This is a genomic window from Sodalis endosymbiont of Henestaris halophilus, assembly GCF_900161835.1.
GTDB lineage: Bacteria > Pseudomonadota > Gammaproteobacteria > Enterobacterales > Enterobacteriaceae.
The window spans coordinates 72,185-98,602 of sequence record NZ_LT897836.1; the positions used below are offsets into that span (position 1 = coordinate 72,185).

Sequence of the window (26,418 nt, forward strand, 5' to 3'; positions counted from 1 at the left end):
TAAGATTACTGGTGAACACATCCACATCCTCGCATAATTTCGACATGAGGTAGAATTATATTTTCATCAATGGCACCCCAAACTACTACCTCCAACAAAATTATGGTTATATTAGATAACTTATACACATTACGGTGTTTTCAGGAGCAAAACTACCACTGATAAAATCAGTGCAGTTCTAATGTGACTTGATACTAAACATGTGACACATTTTACATATTTTAAAAACGTATAATGCATCTACAGTTTAGTGGCGATAACATCCATAAAAAGGATTACTCTGATAATACCCCAACAGCCAACGAAGAGTAATACATGCAAGTACTCTACTAACTCTACCTACAACATCTTATTATATTAAGGAGGAATTACATATCAGATGATAGCACTGCCGCAGATTAACTTAACCTTCGCGTAAAGGTTATATACGAACATCTCTTTTTATATCTTGCCTAGTATAGTGTGCGGCATGAACAAAAACAACGTTCCTATAACATCTCTTGAAATATAAAATCATTGCACAAACTTATACAACTATTAAAACTGCATAAGCAATCGGTAGTATTTTCCTATGTATTACTTCTTAACCTAATATTACATACCACATGCCGCTATAGTAGTTCTTTCGTTTTACTAGTCTATAAAGCTTGTCCTTAGGGACATCTGCTCACCACGTAGAGAAAATTTTCAGGAAACAAAAGAGTGCATACTGCTTTTAGCATTCTGAAAAGAATTTAACACACGCAGTATCTGTGATCCCTAATAAAGATTATAAAACGCACTACATCTTCAGCTTCGCAAGCTTTAACTGTCGTATCTTAGATCTCATCAACGCATCCTTATCCACATCCAGAAATAAAAACTAATGACAATAAACGCTCACTCAGCAAAGTAACGTCAAAATCCTACCAAATTTTATACAGTGTTAAAAACATATACTTCATAACTACCGATTTTATATTAAACAAGCTATTTTATTAAAATAGAAGTAACACTAATAACCTGACATAAACAACTTTAACTATTAAATATTACACGCCCTCCGCTGGTAGTGAGCTATCGCCTATCCAGATAAATAGTAGCTTTTCATTGATTTTATTTGCTGTCAAGAAATCAATACTTCTGGTATATAACTAAAATTAATGATTCAATTCAAAACTATATTTATTTTGCGGTACTAGCCGGTGGCATGATAATTTATCAACTATCGTACGTTTGAATACATTATTTCAATGTGTTAATTTTAGCTCAATAGAGCTTTAAGGGTTGTCAAAGATAATAACTATTCAAAGAACTACAATTTTGCAACCTAATAGACAACAAATTTTAGTTTGCGTCTAGACATTTGAGACTAAAATTAGCGCTACTGTGGATGACTCAGGATAAAACAAGCGTGACCATTGCACGAGTTAAAGCATGGATTACTATGCGGGAAGGGATAATAAAAAAAACTTACGAAATTACTCTTACCAAGAGATGAACGTAGATGTAATCTACTCATATATTTTCGTAAAATACTTGCGAAAGTTTTATTGTTATCCAAAGACCCCAAGCAAGATAAATTTATCTAGTGTGTATTATTATTTATCAAAAGCTTACCACATCTCAACATACAGTATGCCGCTTGCAATGTTGAGATGTGGAACTTACGTAAATTATGCAAAACGCAACGCAGTCAGAGGTTATAAGAAACATTTCTTATTATAGACTTATGGCACGCATGCCACATTGCTATAGTTTTATGTACCATATTACTAAACATGAATGATATTTCAGTTGCAAGTAAACACTAAAAATGCGCGTTATAGAACGCATATACTAATACATAAAATAGATTATTAAAACTAATCTTGATAGCAATCGAAGTAAAAAATATCGCATGTAGCAAAATCGCTGATACTCGGAAATATTCGTGCATTAAGCACGAACTATTTAATAGTTAAAATTTTTAACTATAAACATCAAGATAGCAACTAAATAACAAACCGTATCTATAAATTTATATAGTCGATAATAAGTAATCTATTGATAAACAAATGGCTAATATATAAATAAACTCACGTAGAAAAATTTATATCTTGATTAAATATCATTACTTTCAAACGAAAAATTTTCAAAATAAAGAAAATAATTTGCTATGTCTATGACCAGCAAATAAGTATACCTAAAATTGAATAACAATTACCATAAATCTAGTCTTTATCTTTTTAAGTGTAAAATATATATAATATGTAAACATACAGAACGACATCTAAAATAACTTATAATTAATAGATAATATATGTTTCTAAAATCATAGCGTAATTTATTACGTATTAATTAATACTAACTTATTAATGTACTGTGCGCATACAATTTAATATAACTTATATAAAAAGATAAATGAAATTAAACAGTATCTAGTTTAATTACAGTTTAAATAAAGATAGATATGACAAATAGGTAAACAATCTAACAGTGCCACACAATAGCGGAATCACTAAAAAGGAGATAAGCAATAATCCAATGATTACGAATAAATACTTGACAACAAAATTCTTTACATATCGGTATGATACCTGCTATAGCGCATTAAACAAAAGAGAATTCATACATTTCAGTATGATTTACACCGTAAAATTAGTATTTATTTTCTAAATAGAGAGTAAAAGATTTTTACATAAACCAATCCGATTTTGGTATTTTATTATACTTTTAAAAAAAACTTCAGCATGTATTGCTCGTGGAAAAACGTTAATAAACAAAAGTATTGTACTCTACAAGCAATATTTTAAGTTTAGAGGTGGTTATGATTAAAAAAATTGGTGTACTGACAAGCGGCGGTGATTCACCAGGCATGAATGCGGCTATCCGAGGAGTCGTGCGAGCAGGACTTGCTGAAGGTCTAGATGTTTACGGGATTTATGATGGCTACCTGGGCCTTTTCCAGGAAAAAATAATAAAACTAGACCGCTACAGCGTTTCGGATATGATTAACCGTGGTGGTACCTTTCTCGGTTCTGCACGTTTTCCTGCATTTCGAGAAGAAAAAACTCGTGCTATATCTGTTGAAAATATGAATAAAAATGGTCTAGATGCACTAGTAGTAATAGGTGGAGATGGCTCATATATGGGCGCCAAACGCTTGACCGAAATGGGTTTCCCTTGCATTGGTTTGCCTGGAACGATTGATAATGACGTAGCGGGCACAGATTACACCATTGGTTACTTTACCGCACTGGAAACTATTGTTGAGGCTATTGACCGCTTAAGAGATACCTCTACGTCACATCAACGTATCTCTATCGTGGAAGTTATGGGGCGTCATTGCGGTGATCTGACCATGGCAGCTGCCATCGCTGGTGGCTGCGAGTTCATCGTTCTACCTGAAATAGAATTTCAACCGGTAGACTTGGTATACGAAATCAAGGCAGGTATTGCTAAAGGTAAAAAGCATGCTATTGTAGCAATCACTGAACATATCTGTAATGTGGCTGAGCTAGCTCAATATATCGAACAAGAAACTGGAAGAGAAACTCGTGCCACAGTATTAGGCCATATTCAGAGGGGGGGCAGCCCAGTTGCGTATGATCGTATTTTAGCCTCGCGCATGGGGGCATATTCTATTGAGTTGCTATTGCAGTGCTATGGTGGCCGCTGCATTGGAGTGCAAAATGAACGGTTAGTACATCACGATATCGTCGACGCTATTGAAAATATGAAAAGACCATTCCGTAGAGATATCCTAGAAATGGCAAAAAAACTTTTTTAATTTAAGTAGTGGTAGATAACCCTCGATACTAAAAGGGCGATGGTTCAGCTATTCAGCTGCTTACTTTCATATGATGTAAATTTACATTATATTATGTATATATGTAGCCATATAAGTTATTGCTTATACTTTAGAGACTATATATTTTAACACTTTATACAAAACATTTTGAATTCTAAAAAAATTATAAAAAAGATGTCCTAAATGTAATTTAGGACAATTATTTATATTCTTGACCGCAAGTATCGCCACATATAAATATTTTGTAATCTTAATTGTAAATTTACCAACATTTTATAAAAATTTAGTTAATACTTGTAGTGAAAACGATTAATCATATAATAGTACGTTGGTATAAAATAAATGCCGGTCAAAAACGATTTCCGTTATCAACAGAATACAAGCGGGAATATGGTAAAAGGTAACATTAGAGTCGCATGTTAGTATTATTATTAAACATAAACGAATTAAGAAAACTTCTTTATACTTTTATTAAAGTATTCTGATAGTTATCAGACCACTATTTTCCTATTAGTAACGACGATCTGAAAAATTTATAAATAACTAGCGTGGTTAAGCTGGGTATTAATTATACCGCCTAAAATGTTCATTACCAGCAGACGCTAAAACTATATTAGCAACCTGGAAATATAATCTATATAATCTACAATTAAGTTCGAGTCAAACTGCAGGTATTTGTTAATATTTTATTAAATAATGCGATAATCTAGATTACAGACTATACGATACACCCGCAAACTCTAGTGGGCACGGCAACAAAGAGATGTTCTTATTCTTTAAATGATAAGCACTATCAATGATTAATGTATTAAAAGGCAAGAATTAATTTGCAATCATTAAATCTAGTAAATTTGATTAATATAGATTTAATGTAACTTAATAACATTGATAGTCAGCTTGCAATTCAGAGCAAGACTATCATTATCTTTGTAGTAACTAAACATAACTGTAGTAAAGAGATACGGATCCAGTAGTGGCAATTTTAAGCAGCTTAATTAGCGATAAAAACATATGTTATACCAATTATTTTAAGAAAATTGCCACCTATCTACGGGAAGTAAACATCAGTACTACTTTGATGATGATGCTATTTTAACGATCATTACGAAAGAATCAACTATCAACGATGCGCTGCCTACTAGAAAACCATCAATATCAGGTTGAGTGAATAGTTCAGCAGCATTAATGGTATTGACTGAACCACCATACTGAATAATCACCTGTTCAGCAATTGACTCATCATGTTTAGCAATATAACCGCGAATAAATTTATGCACCGCTTGTGCTTCAGCTGGCGTGGCGGATTTACCAGTTCCGATAGCCCAAATAGGCTCGTAAGCTATAACGGTATTTTCGAACGCCTTAGCGCCCATACGATTCAATATTGCATCAATCTGATGAACACATACATCTTCGGTTTGTCCAACTTCTTTTTCCGTTTTGCTCTCACCGATACACAATACCGGAACCAGACCTACTGTTTTTGACACAAAAAATTTTTCAGCGATAATATCATCACTTTCTTTGTGCAAGGTTCGACGGTCGGAATGACCGATGATAATGTATTTCACGCCGATATCTTTAAGCATTTCAGCAGAAACTTCGCCGGTAAAGGCCCCAGAAAAATGGGTATCAACGTTCTGTGCCCCCAAAGCGATACAACTACCATCTAAATGGCGTTTCGCCATATCGAGATAAGCAACAGGTGGGGCTATAACCACGTCACAACCGACAACGCTGCTAAGTTTATTGCGAAGCGCAACGATGAAGTCGTTGACCATATGTTTGCTGCCATTAAGCTTCCAATTACCTATGACTAACGGATGTCGCATTATTATTTCTCCATTCAAGAAATACAAAATATAAAAATAACCGCCATAAATCAAATTTTGCCTTACCTTATTACAACACACTAAGGTTGTTTTGTTTTACGAATTATCATGCATCACTTAGAGCTAAGTGTTATTAACAGTTTAACGAGTTATACTAGAGAAAATAGGTTTTATTACAATTGTTTAATAAAATATAATCCGCACTTTTATTGCCGTAAAAAACATGAGTTATGTTTGTAAGTTAACAGATTGAACACCTACACCATATTTTATTCTAAACTTATTCTCTTTTGCTTAAAATCGAACATCAGTAACCGTCATATAGATAATAGAGATCTCGTAAACGATTTTTGGTGCCTACTTTTTATCGAGAAAGTAGTTATAATACGGTGCTTTGATCTTCTCGCCATAATTCTTCGATTCCTGGTAACGTACAATTTTTTGTTTATCCTTACTAAAGGCACAGATGACGTTTATTTCTCACATACAGCAATAATGCTCGTATTGCACAAATCATATATAGCCGCTTGTAAGCCTACCGTTACAGTAAAGTATAACCAAATCTTGTTTTATGAAAATATAACTGAGCTCATAGAGTTACCAGTAATGCTCGATGGTTATATGGCCTGGCTTGCGCTTAAAATGTTTGCGCATGCCGCGGATATTTTTGAGCATCTGCTGCGTATCGCGCACCATTTGGGGGTTTCCACACAGCATAACGTGACTGTTCTCGGCGCTTAAACGCAGATCTACTGACGCCTCCAACGAGCCATCAGCGATTAGATCGGGAACTCTACCGGTTAGCGATCCGAGAGCTGACTCGCGACTTACCACTGTTTGAATGCGTAGTTTACCATTATAACGCTGCTGCAACTTCAACATCTGTGGCAGATAGCTAAGATCATAGGAAAAACGCGCTGCATGTACCAGAATAATCTGCTTAAAGCGTTCGAGACCTTCTCCTTGTTCGAGGATTGATAAATAGGGACCTAGAGCGGTGCCAGTAGCTAGCATCCATAAATGCTCACAGATTGGAATTTCATCTAACACGAAAAATCCTGATGCTTCTTTTGTTATCATTAGGTTGTCATCTGGCTGCAGCGCATGGAGCAGCGGGCTGAGTTTTCCTTCCGGAACATTAACAAGATAAAATTCTAGATTATAATTTCTAGGCGCATTAACGTAGGAATAGGCGCGCTGAATTTTTTCGCCGTTAATTTCTAACCCTAACTTGGCGAATTGTCCAGCAGTAAAGATATCTATTGGGGCATGCACAATCAAACTAAAAAGACTATTAGTCCAATATTTCACCTGCACTACTTTACCCGTTATCCATTGAGCCATAATATTGAATTCCTCTTTAATCTTTCCGGATGTTCCCGAGCTATATGCAATTATCTGTCATGATCAAAACGACTAAAAATTATGCTTAAAGCTGCTATGGCAGCAGACGTGCAACTTTAATTAAGAAAATAATCTGTAGACTTGCCATTGCCTGCTAATTTCTTTAATGTATCTATTTTGTTACATTATGAATATAAATTAAGAGGTGCATCTAGCCCCCAGCTTTCACTAAAAATTACAGTATTTAACATCTTAACACCGTGATTTTTACTGGACTTATAGTCCTGTGTATTGTATGAATGCTTGAGAACCAATCATTATTTTAAATATATCACTATTGATACGCAACACACAGAATTAATTAGCTATATTAATAATATCTATGACTAACCCCCAGGCATTAGACGTGCTAATGCTATTAATTATTCTAGTGGCCGTTGGGCAAATGGCTCAAACTATTTACATACCGGGTATTCCCCTTATAGCCCATGATTTAATGGTTCCCAAGGAGGCTATACAGCGGCTAATGGCAGCTTATATTCTACTCTACGGTGGCTCACAGCTCATATATGGTCCGCTCTCTGATCGAATAGGACGGCGACCAGTTATTTTAAGCGGTATGGCTATCTTTTGCCTAGGAACACTGTTGGCAATGATTAGTCAATCTCTATCGCTAATGATATTAGCTTGCGGTATTCAGGGTATCGGAACTGGCGTCGGCGGGGTGATGGCGCGTACCCTGCCGCGCGACATATGCGATGGATTTTCTCTGCGACGTGCTAACGGCTTGCTCAATATGGGCATTTTAATTAGTCCTCTACTTGCTCCGTTGATAGGCAATGTGCTTGTAGACTGGTTGAGTTGGCGAGCATGCTTCGCATTTTTGCTACTGCTAAGCTGCAGCGTTAGTATGTTAGTCTGGATTTATTTACCAGAAACTCGGCCAATTCTACAAATAGATATAGACCGAAAGCTTACGTTTTGGCCTCTGCTCAGTCAAAAGGTATTTAATTATTATCTGCTAATGTTAATTGGCGGGCTTGCGGGAATTGTTGCTTTCGAAGCCGCAAGCGGAGTGATATTGGGAAATATGGGACTGACTGGTCAACAGGTTAGTTTATTATTTATTCTACCCTTACCTGGCACATTTTTTGGCGCCTGGTATGCAGGGAGAGCTAGCAGAACGTTCAGCGCTCTCATGTGGCTCGCGGTACTAAGTTGCCTGCTAGCAGGAATTATGATGTGGGTGCCTGCCTGGCTTGGCATTATGTCCCCCTGGACACTTCTATTGCCTGCTGGCCTATTCTTTTTTGGTGCCGGCATGCTGTTTCCGCTCGCTACTACTGGTGCGATGGAGCCTTATCCCTACCTAGCTGGCACCGCTGGCGCATTAGTCGGTGGCCTGCAAAATATTGGCTCAGGTGTCGTTGCTGTCTTATCCTCTATGCTGCCGCAACAAGATCAGTTCAATTTAGGAATGATAACCTTCTCCATGAGTATACTGATTCTGCTGTGCTGGTTAGCGCTGTCGCACACCATTGCACGCCAAGTTTCGTAAATTATTTGAGACCGCAAAACGGCTTCGCTTAACCAGAATTAAAAAGACGAATGACTACAACACAGTATATTTCTTACTAAAATCATCACCAGAGAATTGAGGCAAAATCTTATGAAAAGACGACATTAGACTAACAATACGGTTAATTAGAATAAAACATGCACGATACAACATGTATTGCGTTTTCAACATTAACAACGCGACGAACCGTTCTTACGCCTAATCTGACAACGGCCATTGCTACCATTCATATTATGAATGTAATAATTAGCAAGATCGTTTTCTAGCATGAAACAGTTATATTAAATACCTGCGGTACAGCAAAAGGCAAACAACACAGTAAAAGGTTCATGATATATCTAGGCATTTTTGCCTTTAATATCGCTGTATCTTCCATGCTTACATTTTATAAAACATGCTACAAAATAGCCTGAATCAACAAAGATGGTTTTACCCTACTACTAACATTACAATAATGTGATAGGTAATACTATCTATTAAACGCTTCATCAAAATATGCGAATTAATAAGTATTAATATGTTCGGATTAATCTCGTTTTAACAGCTAGGATGTTTAATGAGGCTTATGATAAAGCCCTCGTAGGAGGGAAGTTATGTTCACAATTTTATCCCTATAATTGCAAGATATTAAATAGTAAGCCATACGTAAATTTTTTGTGAAAAATGTTCAAAACGCTCAGGGTAATCAGTGCGTTAATGTCGACACAAATAAGCAAATGCTCTTAAAAATTAGTGATGAGATCTAACGGTTCGTAGCCCTATAACAAACCAAAAGCGATAAGTAGAATAAAATTCTTTTTTTAACATCCTGTGTTTGGTAAAATTATGCATTCTTTCCTAGAAAGAGCAGATCTCGCTATACGATCACACAGAAAACTCTAACCTAGATCGTTTGCCATTTTTGTAAATTTTGCAAATACGACTCCGTAATACTTCACTCTCCCGATCGCTTTTTAACTATTCTGAGTGAACTAGTTATAATTGCTTCAACAATGTTATAAATGATTCAAAGTTTTAATCTTGCGCGCTGCCTATTTCTCATTAACTAAAATTTAAACATTAATTGCAACTGCTGAGTCTTATTTTAAGCAAAGAGAAAAGACATAATTTATTTAAAAATAGACGCTGCTAGGCGATTGACTCTAATCTCTTTATTATCTAACTAATCGGCTCGCAATTTTGATACAATATTAGAGAGCACTGAAAACTCACGGCTTTCTTCTCGTCACTTTTATAATTCTCAATTATGTGATAAAGATATTTACTACTTGTTTTATTAATTATTTAGCGCAATAACGCTTTTATTGCATATATTATATATAGTATCATTATTGATTAATACATCGATAAAATAATAAATAGTCTAATTGATTTTATTTTCTAGATAACTCGACTGCTGTGAATGCAACGCCTTGACTTTAATAAACAAAATGTTTATAACACAATAAAAGAAACAAAATATCACTATATTTTTGCAGATGGTATCAATAAACAAAATGTTTAACATTAATTCATGGTCAAACACTTCTTCCCGTTACATAAGGCAAGAAGCAGTTACTCAACGAGATAACTACAACAAAATTAGCTGCTGTACTGGCCTACATACAATAATAGATTGTATAATCTATAAAATATAACATAAGTTTGCCTGTAAAATATTGTTAAGCATCTTTAAGGTCCTTACGTTTATTCTTGTATTATGTAATTGCTTGTAAAAATTCGTGTAGATGCAAATTTTACCCAAAAACAAACTATTTTATTCTATTTTATCAACGTAATGCTGAGTACTTTCTAAAATCACTAAATTTTGATTTTAGTCAGTTACCTCCTTCGTCGGTAATCAAATTACTATTTATTTTAAAATAACTAATTTTAATAAAATAAAAAAATTCACATAGGTCACTACTAATAAGACTTATAAATATTCAAAAGACAGTATAATTAACAATCTTTGGATATATAACTATATATTTGCAAGATATATTCATAAAGACATAACTTGAATAAACCCTATTTATCATAACTGATTCATAATAACTAATAATGATATGCCTATTGCGATGTACGCTTACTATTATTCTTATACAAAACTTTTTTGATAAAATCATCACTCTATAAAAACAAAAAGGATTATTTATTAATCGCAATAGATATAATTTACATATTTTTATGTAGGGCTAAATTTTTCAACCTATACCTATCACAAAGATGCAATCGGATACTCCAGCGTAGTGCACGATCTGTAACATCTCATCTGCCCCGGCAAGACTAGAATAAGGACCCAGCAAAACACTTTTCTAAATGCTGCAGGTAGTAATGCGACTTTCTATGCCAGCAAAAGCCAGCTGAGCATGTACTGACTCTGCCTGGTACATCGATTGAAACGAACCGCACTTGACCAATTAATAATAAAGTTGCTCCTTTTGGAGTTTATTGGTGGTAGCACTTGGTTCAACGCGCTTCTACACCGGTTGAATAAGTGCCTTTACTTGAACTCTAACGTGCCATCGGCAACATTTGGCTCACCTCATCAGCTCGATGAGAGATAACCATGGCCGTCTGTATTTGGCATAAAACTTGCATAGGTCGATTAATAAATATTGCGCGACGTAAGAAGGAGGGGCAAGTTTTTACTGATCTCACTGCGCGATCACTTTACTTTGATCGTTATAAGGTAATTTATTAAAATCCGTTAGATCATATCGCATATCTGACTGCAGTTGTTCTAGCAACACTAGCTGTTCATTAGTTAGCGATACTGGCAAGTATACCCCTCTTTCTACCGTTGGTGCAATCGTGCCTTGAACCTTAATATGAAGATTTTTTAACTCCTTGATATAACACCAACGTTCTTCCGGTTTAGGTGGTAATTCGTTAGCAACGTTATTATTACTGGTTAGTACAATTACTTCCTCATTAGATCTGTTATGCGCGATAAAATATAAAACGTCAAAAACAGTAATCAATACGGCCGCTGATAATACAATTCTCGTTTTAAACGTACCAAAGAATAAGCCTCTATTTTTACGTTTAGTCGTATTATGTGTTGCACTAAAAGAGTTACCACAAATTATATAGTTTCTTTGCATTACTAGCGTCTCGCTAAATTTTAGATAATTCCCAAATCGCAATATGAATCAAGGCAATAATATCCGCTTTACACAAGTATTCCGAATTACACCAGTAATATAGTAATGTGCTTGCGTCAAGGCCATCGATTAGCAAATGAATCTCACACTGTCAAACATCATTAATGCAGTAGCCCTTGTCGCAAAAATTGCCTTAATTCACGAAAGAGCAATAGAGCTTATTATCCGCCAATACGATAATAAACGCAGCAACACCGTAATAGATAACGCACAAGAGTAAGCCGCAGTCGTTAAATTGCAAAATTTAGTCAGAAATAGTTTTTTCGATACCCTAAATAACTTCGCCAACTCCAGATCCTTGCGCGTTATAATAGCATTATAGCAAAAGCCAGTAGTAATTTGCTGTAGTTTTTAAATCAAAATATTTATATTATAGTGTCATACTATCAACAACCACCTAATGATCAAGACATTAATTGCTGTATTGAAACTCAAAAAAAAATTAAAAGGTACTAGACTAATCTTTACACTTATAAAGATACGGTAAGAGATATGAATCTCAACTGGACGGCCATTATATACTAAATGAAAAACTTTATCTTAACTAAGCTTGGTAACAAGCTCTCAAGCTTAATATTAAAATTTAAATAACCTGCATACAGGTTTATGCAGAAGGCTATATTATAATTAAGAATAAATTCTCAGATAAGAAAAGTTACGGCATTTTGCTATTAAATTAATGCAAAAGTTATCATGAATCGATAAAACTAGAGTGCGATATCCAATCGCATTGTTGTACTATATTTTTGTTGCTTATCGTAGCAACTAACATTAATGGTGTTACCTGCCGATTAATCTGATGCTCAGCGCATCATAAGAATTAAGTTTTATTAAGTAATAAAAACCTAAAATGCTAACGTCGTCGCACAGCGGTGTCAGCACATCATTTCTTGTATCATAAGATATACTTATATACTTTAAATAAGTTATTAGTTAGCAGGACTGTGTATACAATATACAACAATATATAAGCAACAATTAAAATACGAGAACAAAAGCAACTATCAAATTAAATATATTATACTGCCCACCGAAATACAGTAATTATAAAGCAAGAAAGGTCGAGGTGACAACGTGATCTCCGATATCTATAAAGAAAATACAGACTTATTTAACGATAGTTCTGTATCTGTTTCTTATAATCTAGTGAAATAGTCAATATAAATTTTCATAAGTTCAGCGCTAATCTTTACAGTACTTAATTTTAGATGAATAGGAGGAAACTACATGGTTGACTCTTTATTGTGGTGTTATTACACAATCAGAAAAAAGAAAACTTACTATGTCAACTATCAACTGTAATACTAAATAGTGTGCTATGGTTCTTTATCAGATAATTCAAATTATAAAATAACAAATATAACTTCCAAGTTTAGAACCTGATAAAACCGAAGAACAATGTCACGGTAGAGAAATATGCACTATTATAGCCTGCTGTAATTTATAAAGTATGATAGCAATAATAAGCTGTGTTGGTATAAAAGTTTCATGAAATAAGAGCTATTATTCCATAAACAGTAAGATAAGATGTTCAACATTAGTGAACTACTTCAATAATCTTGAATAAGAATATTACAGACTGATATCCTACCGTATCGTCAAGAAAATTACTAGATGTACAATGATATTCACGTTTTTTTTGTCACACACCATAGTTATAACGCTCATCTGCATAATAAGTGAAGAAGAAACAATAATATGAATATATTCAGGTTACTTTAATAGATATACTCTCTCATAAGATAGTATAAGTGCTTATTATAGAAGATAAAGAATAAAAAAGAATCACATCAACCTTAACATGATCGATTTTATAAAACGTAAAGTTACAGAAACTAAAGGCTGAAAACAATTAGGTAATATATTTTCTAAAATACGGCTTCATACTTTTGCTTTCATCTTTAGCGAACTTGTTCAGAACGATAAAGCATCACCGAGTAGGTAAAATAATATTTTCTATGAAATTCATGAGAAAATATATAGTGGTAAAAGAAAAAGCCAGATAAACAGTTATACTAAAAATGCAATTAATACACCCATCATACACTTACTTAATACTTAATAAATAACTGACACCAATATTCATGTCACAATATCGAAAACAATGTAATAGCTATCTACATGAATTTTAGTGCTATACTAACGTTTTATATCTTAAGATGCAGTTAAAAAACGCAATATGGCTATACAACTAATAAAAATACAAAGCAGTGCAATACCGCAACATTGTATAAAAGCGGCCGCAGTAAAAAGCAATCGCATATCATCAGGCAAGAAAGTACTTTATCTAACAACAAACTTAAATGAAAGTGATCAAATTTATCGATTGGCTTCTAAGCAAGAGTATCTCTAACAATTAATTATTAAAGTTATGCTGTTAATCATAAGACTCAGTGTTTGAGTTTGTTTTCCCTTGAAATACATTCAAATAGCTTGCAATAAAACAGTAGGAAGATACTTATAAAGACAGAGCACAACCACGCTTGATTTTATTTTTAACAACATAAATGTGAATAATATTCACAAGGCAAACACAAGTAGTTTAGATCGTGATAATTAAACATATCTCTTATACCGGAAAATAAAAATACTAATATTACTAATAATAGAATATGGTTGGTACTAACTAATTCATAGTTAATATAAATGCCACTAAAGCTGCAAAATATGCATAAACCCGTAAATAAAAGCACTCTTGAGTAACTATACATGTAAATTCAACAAAGAATAAAATAGTAAAGAAAAGTAACATTTACTAAAAACCTACGATCTATGCTGCTGCTTTAACTAATTTTAATAATCTTAGCTTGTTGTTTATGCAAAAATAGTCATTTAATATACTTGCGGTATGGAACATGCATTGATTAAATTATTAGGAGATACTACTCTAGTGAATTATGCCGATTAAAATAAACGCCTCGCTTACCGGGTAGTTAGCTAATAACTAACTAAAAACGCCGAGAACTAAAAATAATATTACCGGTAAATGTCTAATCATTAGAACCTAGTAATAATCTGTCTGCTCTTCTAGAACAGACAGACCCATAATGTTACCTGTCATTAATTGCGGTTCTGGGCCAAGTAAGTTTTACCTTTATTTGGAGAATAAATATTCTTGATATGTTTTAAAAAACATCAAAAGTTTAGTAAATATTAAGTATATAAATCATCTCGTTATCAGAGTTAGTATCGAGAGATATATAACTATTCGATTAGCTTTCACTAATTTATAGTACTTCTTATATTACATTAATAATGCGCAATAAAAACATTAACTAACTCATAAATTGTTAGCAACTATTAAATTAGGTAGGTTGATATGATTCAAAAAAAGAAAATCATAAGCTATGCTTAAACATTGAAGATAAAATCTAATATGGTCAGGTGACCATACAATAGCTGATAAAGCTAATGCTAGTTAGCAGTTTGATCTATCCTAATTATTTTATCATAGCCATAACTTTAAAGCGTAGATGCCAAATCTTAAGTGTGTGCAATTTATTATTATTGCCGCAGTAACTAAATAGCTTATAAACTAAAACTGGTTGTGATAGTTAAGCAACTAACTGGTAAGCATGAAAATAGGATCGGAGATGAAAACTATCTACTTAAATAAACCTTAATTATAATTTAATACAAAACTTACCAAATATTCATTTAACATGAATATATAATAACAGATATTTCTTTTATTTAAAATAAAAGAAATATTTTGATATTAAATTAAATACTAAATAACATGTTCCGAATAATAAAATTCAACTTGAATATCCGGTTATTAATAATAACCTGTTCTGCTATAAATAACTAAATTGATTTACTAAGTTAATTAATAAAGCAACGCTTTAATACTTAACAAATATATCGGTAGGCAATCAGTAAAGAAGTATACTCTTCATTTGCAATTTATCAAACATTCAATGGCAATAAAGCAATTACTGTGTTAGTTACCTGTATAACAAGCAAGCAGAGACCAATTAAAGTGGCAGACTAAATATAATGTTTAGGTCTGTAATATTAATAATACTATTTAATATAGTGTCAAGAATAATGTGATCATTGAAAATTATTTCACTAACAGTTAGAATAGCCATTCTAACAAAATATACTGATGATAATCTTTGCGATATATTCACTTTTACGAGCGCACGTTTATTTATAACCTAAAATAATATCGCCGTTGTCAAACTTGTGTAGTATATCATCTATTATCGGCGATACACAGTGTGTCACCATAAATGCAAGAAGAGATGATTACTTATGGTTCCGGTACCAAAATCAAAGATGTCAAAATCTCATTAACGCAGCTAAGTTCATATAAACTTCTAATAGTATTATTAGTACTAAGAAGTGTAGTGCCGCCTAGCTAGTAAAAATTGTAAGAGATATTAACGCCAGACAGAAAGCACTAAAAGCATCAGTTATTGCCATAATCTGGTGAAAACTTTACCCTAAAAAATATCAAAATGATATGTACCGAAAATTATTTGAATGATACAATGTAGTATGTATGGTTTATAAAAATGATGAAGTAACGATAAGTAAAATAATATTTTTTTAAAAGCTATTAGTGCTAGAATCATAATTCTACCTTTGACTTTACCTTGTTTTGATAGTGAGTAAACGAAAATCTTAATGTTTGTTGTAAACACTAACATCAGCATTTAATCTAGTCAATTAAATTCTAATAATGATAAACACAATTCAGTCGTCAACTAAATTAGTAATAGCCACTCTACCTGATAATTTTTTTAATTTATATAACGGTATTTGATGTTAGGCGTTAAAACTTCATTTTACTAGTAGTCGACTGATGGCAAGTAATATGCTGTTGTATACGTATTATAACAGATTTATCCTCTGGTGGGCTATGTGTTTATTAAAACCTATCTTAGCACCATTTCTATCTTTAGGTTTTTTAAGAGCTGTTTCATAAGGCAGTTATTATAAGTAGCTACTTTTAACTATGGCTTATGCTTTCGCTTTAATCTCATAAAACGCTACAACTGGTCTATCTGGAATTTATGGCTGGTGTAGAGTTACTCTTCTTTTGGTTTTTCTTGTAAAGCATCACATTAGAAAGTCTACAATGTAGCTACCAAGCTAATAGACACCGTGAATTATATGATAAAAATCCAGCAATACCATTAAATAAACTTATTTTTTGCTATACAGATATTAGTAAATTTCCGCACTGAAGCTCGTTGATCTGTGTTATTATTATTTGTTAACAACTCATATTATTAATTTAATCAACTAGCTAATTTTAATATTTTATGCTGTGGTCAGCATCTGTTATCGTTAACCTTTTATCAAAAACCTAACCCAAAATACAGATCATACTAATATTGTGGGTATGAGGTTACGATAAAAGTGATGCGTATTAAACTATAAGCATCGACATTAGTTTTTCAGACGTCTCTTTTTGTAATTAAATTGCGTTTAATAACACGCACAGAGTATCTTGGTAATACCAAGATAGTACCATTGACAGTATCTAATACGATAAACATTAACCAATTAATATCAGAATAATATTAAGTATTAACATAATTTTTGATTAACAAAATAGTATTAATAAATACGACATTAAAAGTATACAAATATTCCTTACAAGATTGTATTTTTATTTTTTCTAACCCTAAATGCAATTTGTTCAGCTTATATAGGACACGCTCTATAAGATTTTATTCTTATGTGCGATAAACAAATTTGCACTTTATTACTTATGATATAAGAACTAGCTCCCATAGCTTTATCAACATCTACATTCGTGTAATGTTAGTAAATTATTAACTTAGCTAATGTAGATCCTCACATCAGTAATTACTGATGTGTTAATTTGAGTACATGTAAAAAACTAAAAGATAAGCATAACACCATAATTTTAATAGATAGTTTTATTGTCCTACTACAGTGGCAGTGTAAGCTAATGCGAACAATATATCTTATAAGATTTTTACTAATTGCTTGGTGAGATGCTACACAGCACTAAGCAGCAATTCTTATTCCATCTTCAGTAAATAAGATGGTATTGAAAACATTTTGGCAGACGAAGAGTACTTTTCATACCCTTGCATGCTTGCAACAAGTAATTATCAATTAATACCAATTGTGCTTAGATATTTACTAATATTAAGGGAAACTGTAGTATTAACTATGTTTGCGCCCCGCAAACAGTAAGTATGTCTGTATTAGCCTACTAATCAGTAGTAAGTGACAGAAATTAGTTTGACATACCTTAAAATTTCTTGTGTTAGATACCATGGATGATATTAGTAATTAAGACTAGGGGCACCTAGTCAAGTACAGAACACAAAGCAGCACAAGGGTATAAATTGGCTAGGTCTGCAAAAAATCAACCATCCGTGATGTTCTACTTGAGAGAACAATTGTTAGTTAACACCTTCAGATTATTCTGTCTATATGTAATCAAAAGCAACATAACAATGTTGCCTAGATCTCGTCTTGACGTTGCTATTCCTGAAGATCATTACAGGAAAACTGAACTCAACAACACCTCTCTGAGCGGATGTGTCTCTTATGGAGTTATGCATTAGATACGTTGGTTATTTTATTAACAAAAACGGATAATAGCAATTATACCTACATGACATCTTGTTGTTTTATAGAAATATGTCCAATTATCTTTACACAATAATGTGTAACAGTAAAACCACATAAGTCAGTTAAACTAACCACAGGTATTTTACGCAGATTATGCTAATTTGCGCACGGAGCAAACTGTTTTTAAAGAAAAGGTACATTCTACGTTGAGTTAAATAACTCAATAGAAAATATAAAATCATTTAATTAGTTATAAGAGTACTGTTATGAAAAATATTAATCCTAATCATACAGCAGCTTGGAAAGATCTGCAAAAACATTTTAATTCAATAAAAAACGTACAGATACGCGATTTGTTCGAGCAGGAACCAGAACGTTTTTCTACATTTTCTGCAACATTTGACGAAAAAATGCTAGTGGATTACTCTAAAAATCGTATCTCTGTAGAAACCTTGACACGATTATTAGCGCTGGCAGACGAGTGTGGCCTAAAGGAGGCTATTGCAGACATGTTCAATGGCGAAAAAATTAATCGTACCGAGAATCGAGCCGTGCTGCATGTGGCGCTGCGCAATCGTAGTAATACACCCATTAACGTGGACGGCAAAGATGTGATGCCGGATGTTAATGCGGTGCTAGCCAAAATGAAACAATTTTGCGACTGGGTGATCACCGGCTCATGGAAAGGTTATACCGGCCGCACTATCACTGATATTGTTAATATCGGTATTGGTGGTTCTGATCTTGGTCCATATATGGTAACCGAAGCGCTAAGGCCTTATAAAAATCATCTTAACATGCATTATGTGTCCAACGTTGACGGTACTCATCTTGCAGAAACAATAAAAAATGTTGATCCAGAGACTACTTTATTCTTAGTAGCGTCCAAAACCTTTACCACCCAAGAAACTATGACCAATGCCCACAGCGCTCGCGATTGGTTTTTAAAAACTGCTGGATATAAAAAACATATAGCCAGACATTTTGCGGCGATGTCAACCAACGCAAAAGCAGTAGCAAAATTTGGCATTGATACCAAAAACATGTTTCAATTTTGGGACTGGGTTGGTGGCCGATATTCGCTGTGGTCTGCTATCGGTTTATCTATTGCCTTGTCGATCGGTTTCAATAATTTTGAAAAATTGCTCAGTGGTGCACATGCCATGGATCATCACTTTGCTAAAACGCCTTTGAAAAAAAATTTACCAGTGCTATTAGCACTCATAGGCATTTGGTATAACAATTTTTATGGCATGGAAACCGAAGCGGTTTTACCGTACGATCAATATATGCATCGATTCCCGGCCTATTTACAACAGGGAAATATGGAGTCCAATGGGAAATATGTAGATCGTGAAGGTCATCCTGTTAGCTACCAAACCGGGCCTATTATTTGGGGTGAACCAGGTACCAACGGACAACATGCTTTTTATCAGCTAATTCACCAAGGGACAAAAATCGTTCCTTGTGATTTTATCGCTCCCGCCATCAGTCATAATCATCTTGCAGATCATCACGCTAAGTTGTTATCTAATTTTTTTGCACAGACTGAGGCTCTAGCTTTTGGCAAATCACGAGAAGTAATAGAGCAAGAATTTAAAGCGAATAATAAATCGTCAGATCAGATGAAACATGTAGCACCTTTTAAAGTGTTTGAGGGCAACCGACCAACCAACTCTATTTTGTTGCGCGAAATTAATCCTTTTATACTTGGAGCTCTGATTGCAATGTACGAGCACAAGATTTTTACTCAAGGGGCTATTCTGAATATATATACTTTCGATCAGTGGGGTGTTGAATTAGGTAAACAACTAGCTAATCGTATTTTGCCGGAATTAACGCAAAATAATTTAATTCATACCCATGATAGTTCTACCAATGGATTAATCAATTGCTACAAACTTTGGCGTTGCTGATAATTTTTCTTTTAAGAGTTCGGCCAGTTTCTGGCCGCTTAACTTCTTAGTTAAGACTTTTAATAAGTGAAGCAATAACAAGGAAATTATTTAATAATACTATTAAAGTAATCATTAAAGATACTAAATCTTTCGCTAATTTTAGCGGCAATACATAAATATAATAAATTATAAATAATCTAGGTGCTGCAATTGTTACCATGTTTATACATTTCATTTAAAGATGTAAATCTTTAGCCTTGTCTTAATTCATGAATAAATTTAGCATATTATTTAATAATATAAAATATTTCTATACCTTTCTTGTGAAAGGTAATCATACTTATATTGTATTATCATAAATATATAAATATTTAACTTAAGTATGAAAATATTTTGTGTTACTGTTTATATATTCTACTTCTATTAAGAATAGTTTAATATAATTAAACACAAATAATTTATATCATATATTTACGTAAAATACTTAAGGACTTTTACATTAAACATAACGTACGTAGGAGGTTTGTGTTTATTTATATTAGCACATACGCAAAACTTAAAATAGTTTGTAAAAATCGCAACAATAACTTATTTAAAATAACTAAATTATTCAATATGATAAACCCATAAAATTATCCAAAACAACCGTGTTATTAATTTACTATGATTATCCAGATAATCACATTAATCAACTAAATTAGAAACCAATCTTCTTATTAATTTTGATATTATAGTTGTTTAAAACAAAATATACATCGATTAAAATCTAAATGAAAGTAGTCAGCTGCAACTATAATATCCATTATATTTTTTAATGTAGTAAATACATAACTTTTTTAAAATTTAATTTCTCAGCTGAGACTTCGTGCTTGATAAAAATATCATTGTTACCAGGATCAATAGGCAATTCTACTTAGAAATAAGTTTAAGTAATATTATTATATTAAATTATTTATAATAAAACTATTATTATAAATATATAGTCATAAATATTCTTATATTTACTGTTGAATGATATTTCATCGCAATTGCATGATTAATATTAAAGTATAAACGCATTATTTTAAAATAGCAAAAGTCAGTAAAATATATAAACATATACAAAGTGTAAATAAATTACTGACTAAATTTAGTACTTTTAAATACTTTTGCACTTAATGTCGTGGCTACACCGATAACAAATTGTTTTACTATGTAAACTAGTTAATTATAACTTGCAGCAATGAAGTTATAATTAACAATAGTTTTACTGTTCAATCCTAATTAAAATAAACTGCATATTAAATAATGATTTACGGGTTCAAAAACAATTAAAGCGTATGAACTTTTCGTAAACTAATATCAGATTAGTTTATCATAGTCGCAACGCGCTTAATAACTGCAACAGTATTAATCAAGTTTCGATGTTATTAATTACCTTTAAACCTATTAACGGATAAGTCACGAGAAAGAAATTTAGCTTTTAGTTATTTAGGCAAATAACAAAAATGCAGATAGAATTAGTATGTTCCCACAATATTCGTCATGTAACATAATACATGTTAACATAATTTAGATATTTTGTTACTGCCTAATAATTATCAATATGCAAACAAATAGTTTCTTTACTATCTTAGTAGATTCTATAAATAATAAATAAAAATAATTTCTTAGTTTTTTTTAGTTTCATTGTACTGTCAGTAAGTTGCGCATATCAAAGAGTCTTATATTGAACTGTCTGTAAGACAGACATACATAAAATCAAGACAAGTATAAGTTTGCTGTAAACGATTACTAAAGGATATATAGAATTAAAACAATACAGTGTAGTGTTAAACTACTACAATAATGATCAATAGAGCCTATATTGCTTGTATCAGAAGATACTACCCTAGTTTAAATTATTATTAGCATATATTAATATGCATACACATTACTTAAAAGTAACATCAAAATTTTAGTAATAATTCAACCTACTAAATAAAAATATGAAAATGCAAGTAGCGCTTGTTAAAAGAAAATTATTAGTTGTCTCTGCATTATTTCTTATAAAAGTACATGACTTCTGCAGTACTTGTGCTATTTGACAGCTTATTCAGCAACGACAAAAAGCTGAATCTCTTGCGATTTCAGACGCATTTTAAGCGCACGCCATATTAGTCAATACCGCAACGTTATTATACTTATTATTTAAAATAAAATGATAGCTATTGCTATGAGCTAACTACAATTGACCGAATAGTAATTTAATAAAGACTGGTTCTTGTAATAAATTACCTATAATTTAACTATGTTAAATATCAACACATGGTTACCGCTATTTTGAAAATGTAAATTGCTAAAATAACACAATTACTAAATAATTTATTAATAATGTTTGATAAGCATTTTATTAACATCGCGTATATTTGTATAGTTACCAATATTGTAGTATTAACGTCAGCGATTAACACAGAGTAAGACATTAATATTCAACTTTACGTTGCATATTATTTAAATCAATTTTAAACAGTATATTAAACAGAAAACCTAAACTGAGGATTAACATAAAGTGTAATCAAAAATTTTGCAACATCAAGTAGTAAAATAGCAATTCATTAATCTACACAACCTTATTAGTTATAAGTTATCCTAACTTTATATAAAATAATATATATAATTTAGTATACCACATTCACACCTAGATAAACCAAGAAAATAGCTATCATCAAATGCATATATAATTAATAATCTATTAAATATAAATGGAGTAAAGTTACCAAAACCAACAAAATATATTAATGACGATTACTTAAACTTTCATATACATAATCTGCAACACATCTTATAAAATACTTATCCACAAATACCACTAATTTATTATCGTATCAAGCTAGATAAATAAACCCGTTAAACAACATCACGACATTAATTACAAATTACAGCAATTAAAGTAAACTTCGATGCTAAACTAATTTTTAGTAGCCAAAAAGGATTTTTTTATATTTAATTATACTGTAAAGTACAGTTACTGACCAACTATACCACAAAACATTTTAAAGGATAATTTTCTAATTATCGCAAAATAAATGCAATAAGATGCAGCTAAACGGCTTCATCGTCTAATTTTAATTTGTAGTGCGTACATGTTTATATCCGTTTTATGTGGAAAAGTAACTAAATAAATATATTAAGCTACAATTGATTAAATTAGTTATACGGCGATCATTTATAAATGATGTATAGTAGCTGCGGCAACAAACTAAGCTATTATTCAATAGAAATTAATTAAGTAAATTAATATTGGCAATAATTACGTGCAACAGCGCGATTAAGATAATCGCATTACTCTGCCATCGATATACCACTTTTACAACGTTTCTAAAGAAAGAGACTGCAAATTTTACTTTCTTTATTTAAAAGTTTATCTATTAATTTTGTTAAATGTCTTTATGGTAACACCGAACCAAATCAATGCACAGTTTAATTGAATATCTCTTGTTTTTGCGGTAACCAAATAGTTAAAAGAAAAATACTATTTACATGACTAGACGGTCTGGCCCCAAAATTATTACTTACACGATTGAATAATAGCTTTAGCATGTACCTAATATTAAATTAACTTTTAGTTGAAGTAATATTTTTAAATGGCCTATCCGGGTGGGGAATTACCTTTAATTTTAACTGATAGATTTATATAAATTTAACTAAAACTTGTTACCACCTAGTTAGTTATGGAGCTGACGCTCTAATGCGATTAATGTTAAACCTTAATTATATTAATATAATTTTATAGGATTAGTACCACATGATATAAAAGGTTATCGCAAATGCCGCTCCGATAATGAGATACGAACTATCCTAGAAAATCCACCTGTTATCTTTATACTCCTGTAAAGACAATTTACATAATGCTACTTATCCTTGAGTATCTCTTAGCTAGAAATTGATGCTATGTGTTATCTGATAGCGTCACACTGCCTGCCAGGCGGCATTTAATCTAGTATAGTAATTTTCTTCGTCGCTATAAAACAATTAACACGCTAAAAAGCTAATCACGCAGATACTAAACTTATCTGAAGCACTTTAACGGTTAATTCCTAGTACGGGAAAAAGCAACATCGATTCATCTACTGATTTACTGCCGAGCCAACACAAGCCCCCTCAATAAAATCAGTTTAACACTTTTCATCTATATGTCAGGTACATAACCGTACTAGCCTTAACTAGGCTGTGTAACTTTTAACCATAGGACATATATTTATAATATATTATATTTTAATGTATTAGTTGTCTTTGTTTTAAGTACCTTACTTGCTACTGCTAAGTAGGCATTACTAGTTCTTTCACCTGCTAGCATACAAATTAACAGCACATGTTAACCCCGTTAGGTAAAGATTAAGATGGAAGTCATGTTCCTAACACCAAGGTGAGTCGATGCTAAAGTTAAAGATTGCTTGCACCAAACTACGATTAGTACACTAAATTATGTTTTATAATTCTGCAAGCATCAGTCTAATAAACTCAAAAAATGCCATAAATAGTGATTAATCTTATCGATATAGATTAAAAATACCGCATAGCAATGCTGTTTGGATATTAAGTTCTAAAATTGTTTATTACTGAGAGTAGTTAAGGAAGTGGCGCATCAAAAGCCTCGTAATTTTAAACTTATTTGAAATTTAAAGGTCTGTTTCAGACGTTGTATATCTTTCTTTCATAGTTTTTAGCTTAAGATTTATGTTAGTGGGTGTGGCAAGATTAAGTATGCTTGGTTGCAATACTCGGTCAAATAAGAAATTTATTATCTAGCCACTCATTGACGAACACTAATGTGAATTGTTTTATCATCATTAGTATTATTCTGGTTAAGCACTAGTTTAATTATTTTATTTAAATTCAGTAGGTTAGGTTTGTTTGTTTAGTTGTCTATTTAATATTATATATAAACGCAACAAACAACATTAGTAAACAACCTTAATGTGTAACTACAGCATAATATTAGTGTGTAATATTATAGGTATACAACAACAGTGATATATGCGATCCACAGTTATATGCATTAACCAGTTAATTCTATATGTGGTATGTCAATAACAGAAGTTTTTGGACTACAATCAAATCTTTAATCATAAGATCTAACGTAAATTCAATAACGTATTGCTTAAACCGTTAATATGAGTTAATTTCAAAATTTGAGCTTACTCGAATAATTCAAAGCCACTTGCATTGCGAGCCTAACAGGCAGTACTTATACTATAGTACTTCCGGATTACAAGCTACTTTAGCCGTTAACTGTATGATTTATGGCCGTGAACCGCACTTAGTTGACTGCGCGCACCCTAATTTACATGCTGTATATCAGCACCTAATAGATGTCGTAATCAGAAGGAGTAATCAGTTGATTCACAGTTCTATACAGAATAAATGTGAGGCATATTGCCGATTGATGCGGATTGATAAACCTATTGGCTCTCTGCTATTGATGTGGCCGACGCTGTGGTCTCTGTGGCTGGCAGGTATGGCTATACCTGCTCTGAGCACGCTAACAGTGTTTACTTTAGGTGTTTTTTTTATGCGCGCTGCCGGATGCGTGATTAACGATTATGCGGACCGCAAAATAGATAGGTATGTCAAACGTACACGAGACCGCCCATTGCCTAGCGGTGCAATTAGCGAACAAGAGGCAAAGCTATTGTTTGGTGCTTTAGTAGGGATTTCTTTATCTTTGGTGTTAATGTTAAATAGTATGACTATAGCGCTATCAACAGCCGCGATTGCGATGACGTGCGTCTATCCGTTTATGAAACGGTATACACATTTACCGCAACTGATGCTAGGAGTGACATTCGGATGGTCTATTCCGATGGCATTTTCAGCGGTGAGTGAACATTTAGATTTGAAATGCTGCCTGCTATTTTTGGCTAATATCACCTGGACTATGGCTTACGATACCCAATATGCCATGATAGATCGGGACGACGATCTACTTCTTGGCATCAAATCCACTGCTATTCTTTTTGGTCGCTTCGATAAATTGCTCATCGGGTTCCTGCAACTAATAACATTAGTATTGCTTGGCCTGATCGGCTGGCAAGGCACACTTGGCGTGATTTACTATATTTCCTTAGTAGGTGCGGCGGGGTCATTTCTCTGGCAGCACAAACTTATCAGAAATCGCGAACGACAAGCATGCTTTCGAGCGTTTTTAAATAACAATTTCGTTGGGATGTTGATTTTTATTGGTATTTTTCTAAGTTTATTGCCACCTGGTGCTTCTAACTTTTATTTTCCGTATTTTTACGCAAAATAGCTTATC

The 26,418-nt window shown here is 32.7% G+C and carries 7 protein-coding genes; 4 read left to right on the forward strand and 3 right to left on the reverse strand.

All coding sequences use genetic code 11. The features are described 5' to 3' along the window. Positions 1-2,788 precede the first annotated feature (2,788 nt). Positions 2,789-3,751 (forward strand): 6-phosphofructokinase, encoded by a 963-nt coding sequence (gene pfkA, locus HBA_RS00160; protein WP_097032052.1) that lies wholly within the window; start codon positions 2,789-2,791, stop codon positions 3,749-3,751. Positions 3,752-4,842: 1,091 nt separating this feature from the next. On the opposite strand, the gene tpiA is transcribed toward pfkA, so the two are convergent. Both tpiA and fpr read right to left on the reverse strand, forming a co-directional pair. After that, a complete protein-coding gene (tpiA, locus tag HBA_RS00165) occupies positions 4,843-5,604 on the reverse strand; it encodes a triose-phosphate isomerase (protein WP_097032053.1) in 762 nt (253 codons plus the stop codon). A 597-nt stretch (positions 5,605-6,201) separates the two neighbouring features. Beyond that, positions 6,202-6,948, reverse strand: coding sequence for a ferredoxin--NADP(+) reductase (gene fpr / locus HBA_RS00170; protein WP_097032054.1), 747 nt, complete (start codon positions 6,946-6,948; stop codon positions 6,202-6,204). A gap of 382 nt (positions 6,949-7,330) precedes the next feature. Between fpr and emrD the strand changes: the two genes are divergently transcribed. Then, on the forward strand, positions 7,331-8,506 hold the full coding sequence (emrD, locus tag HBA_RS00175; protein WP_097032055.1) for a multidrug efflux MFS transporter EmrD: 1,176 nt from the start codon (positions 7,331-7,333) through the stop codon (positions 8,504-8,506). 2,660 nt (positions 8,507-11,166) lie between these two features. Here emrD and HBA_RS00180 read toward each other — a convergent pair. Next, the gene (locus HBA_RS00180) at positions 11,167-11,493 is read right to left on the reverse strand and encodes a hypothetical protein (RefSeq protein WP_157774235.1); all 327 of its coding nucleotides are present in this window, start codon (positions 11,491-11,493) and stop codon (positions 11,167-11,169) included. Positions 11,494-18,509: 7,016 nt separating this feature from the next. On the opposite strand from HBA_RS00180, the gene pgi reads away from it, so the two are divergent. Next, a complete protein-coding gene (gene pgi, locus HBA_RS00185; protein WP_097032057.1) occupies positions 18,510-20,159 on the forward strand; it encodes a glucose-6-phosphate isomerase in 1,650 nt (549 codons plus the stop codon). 5,344 nt (positions 20,160-25,503) lie between these two features. Then, positions 25,504-26,412 carry a 4-hydroxybenzoate octaprenyltransferase gene (ubiA, locus tag HBA_RS00190; RefSeq protein ID WP_457920946.1) on the forward strand — a complete coding sequence of 303 codons (909 nt, stop codon included), beginning with the start codon at positions 25,504-25,506 and terminating at the stop codon, positions 26,410-26,412. The last annotated feature ends 6 nt before the right edge of the window (positions 26,413-26,418 follow it).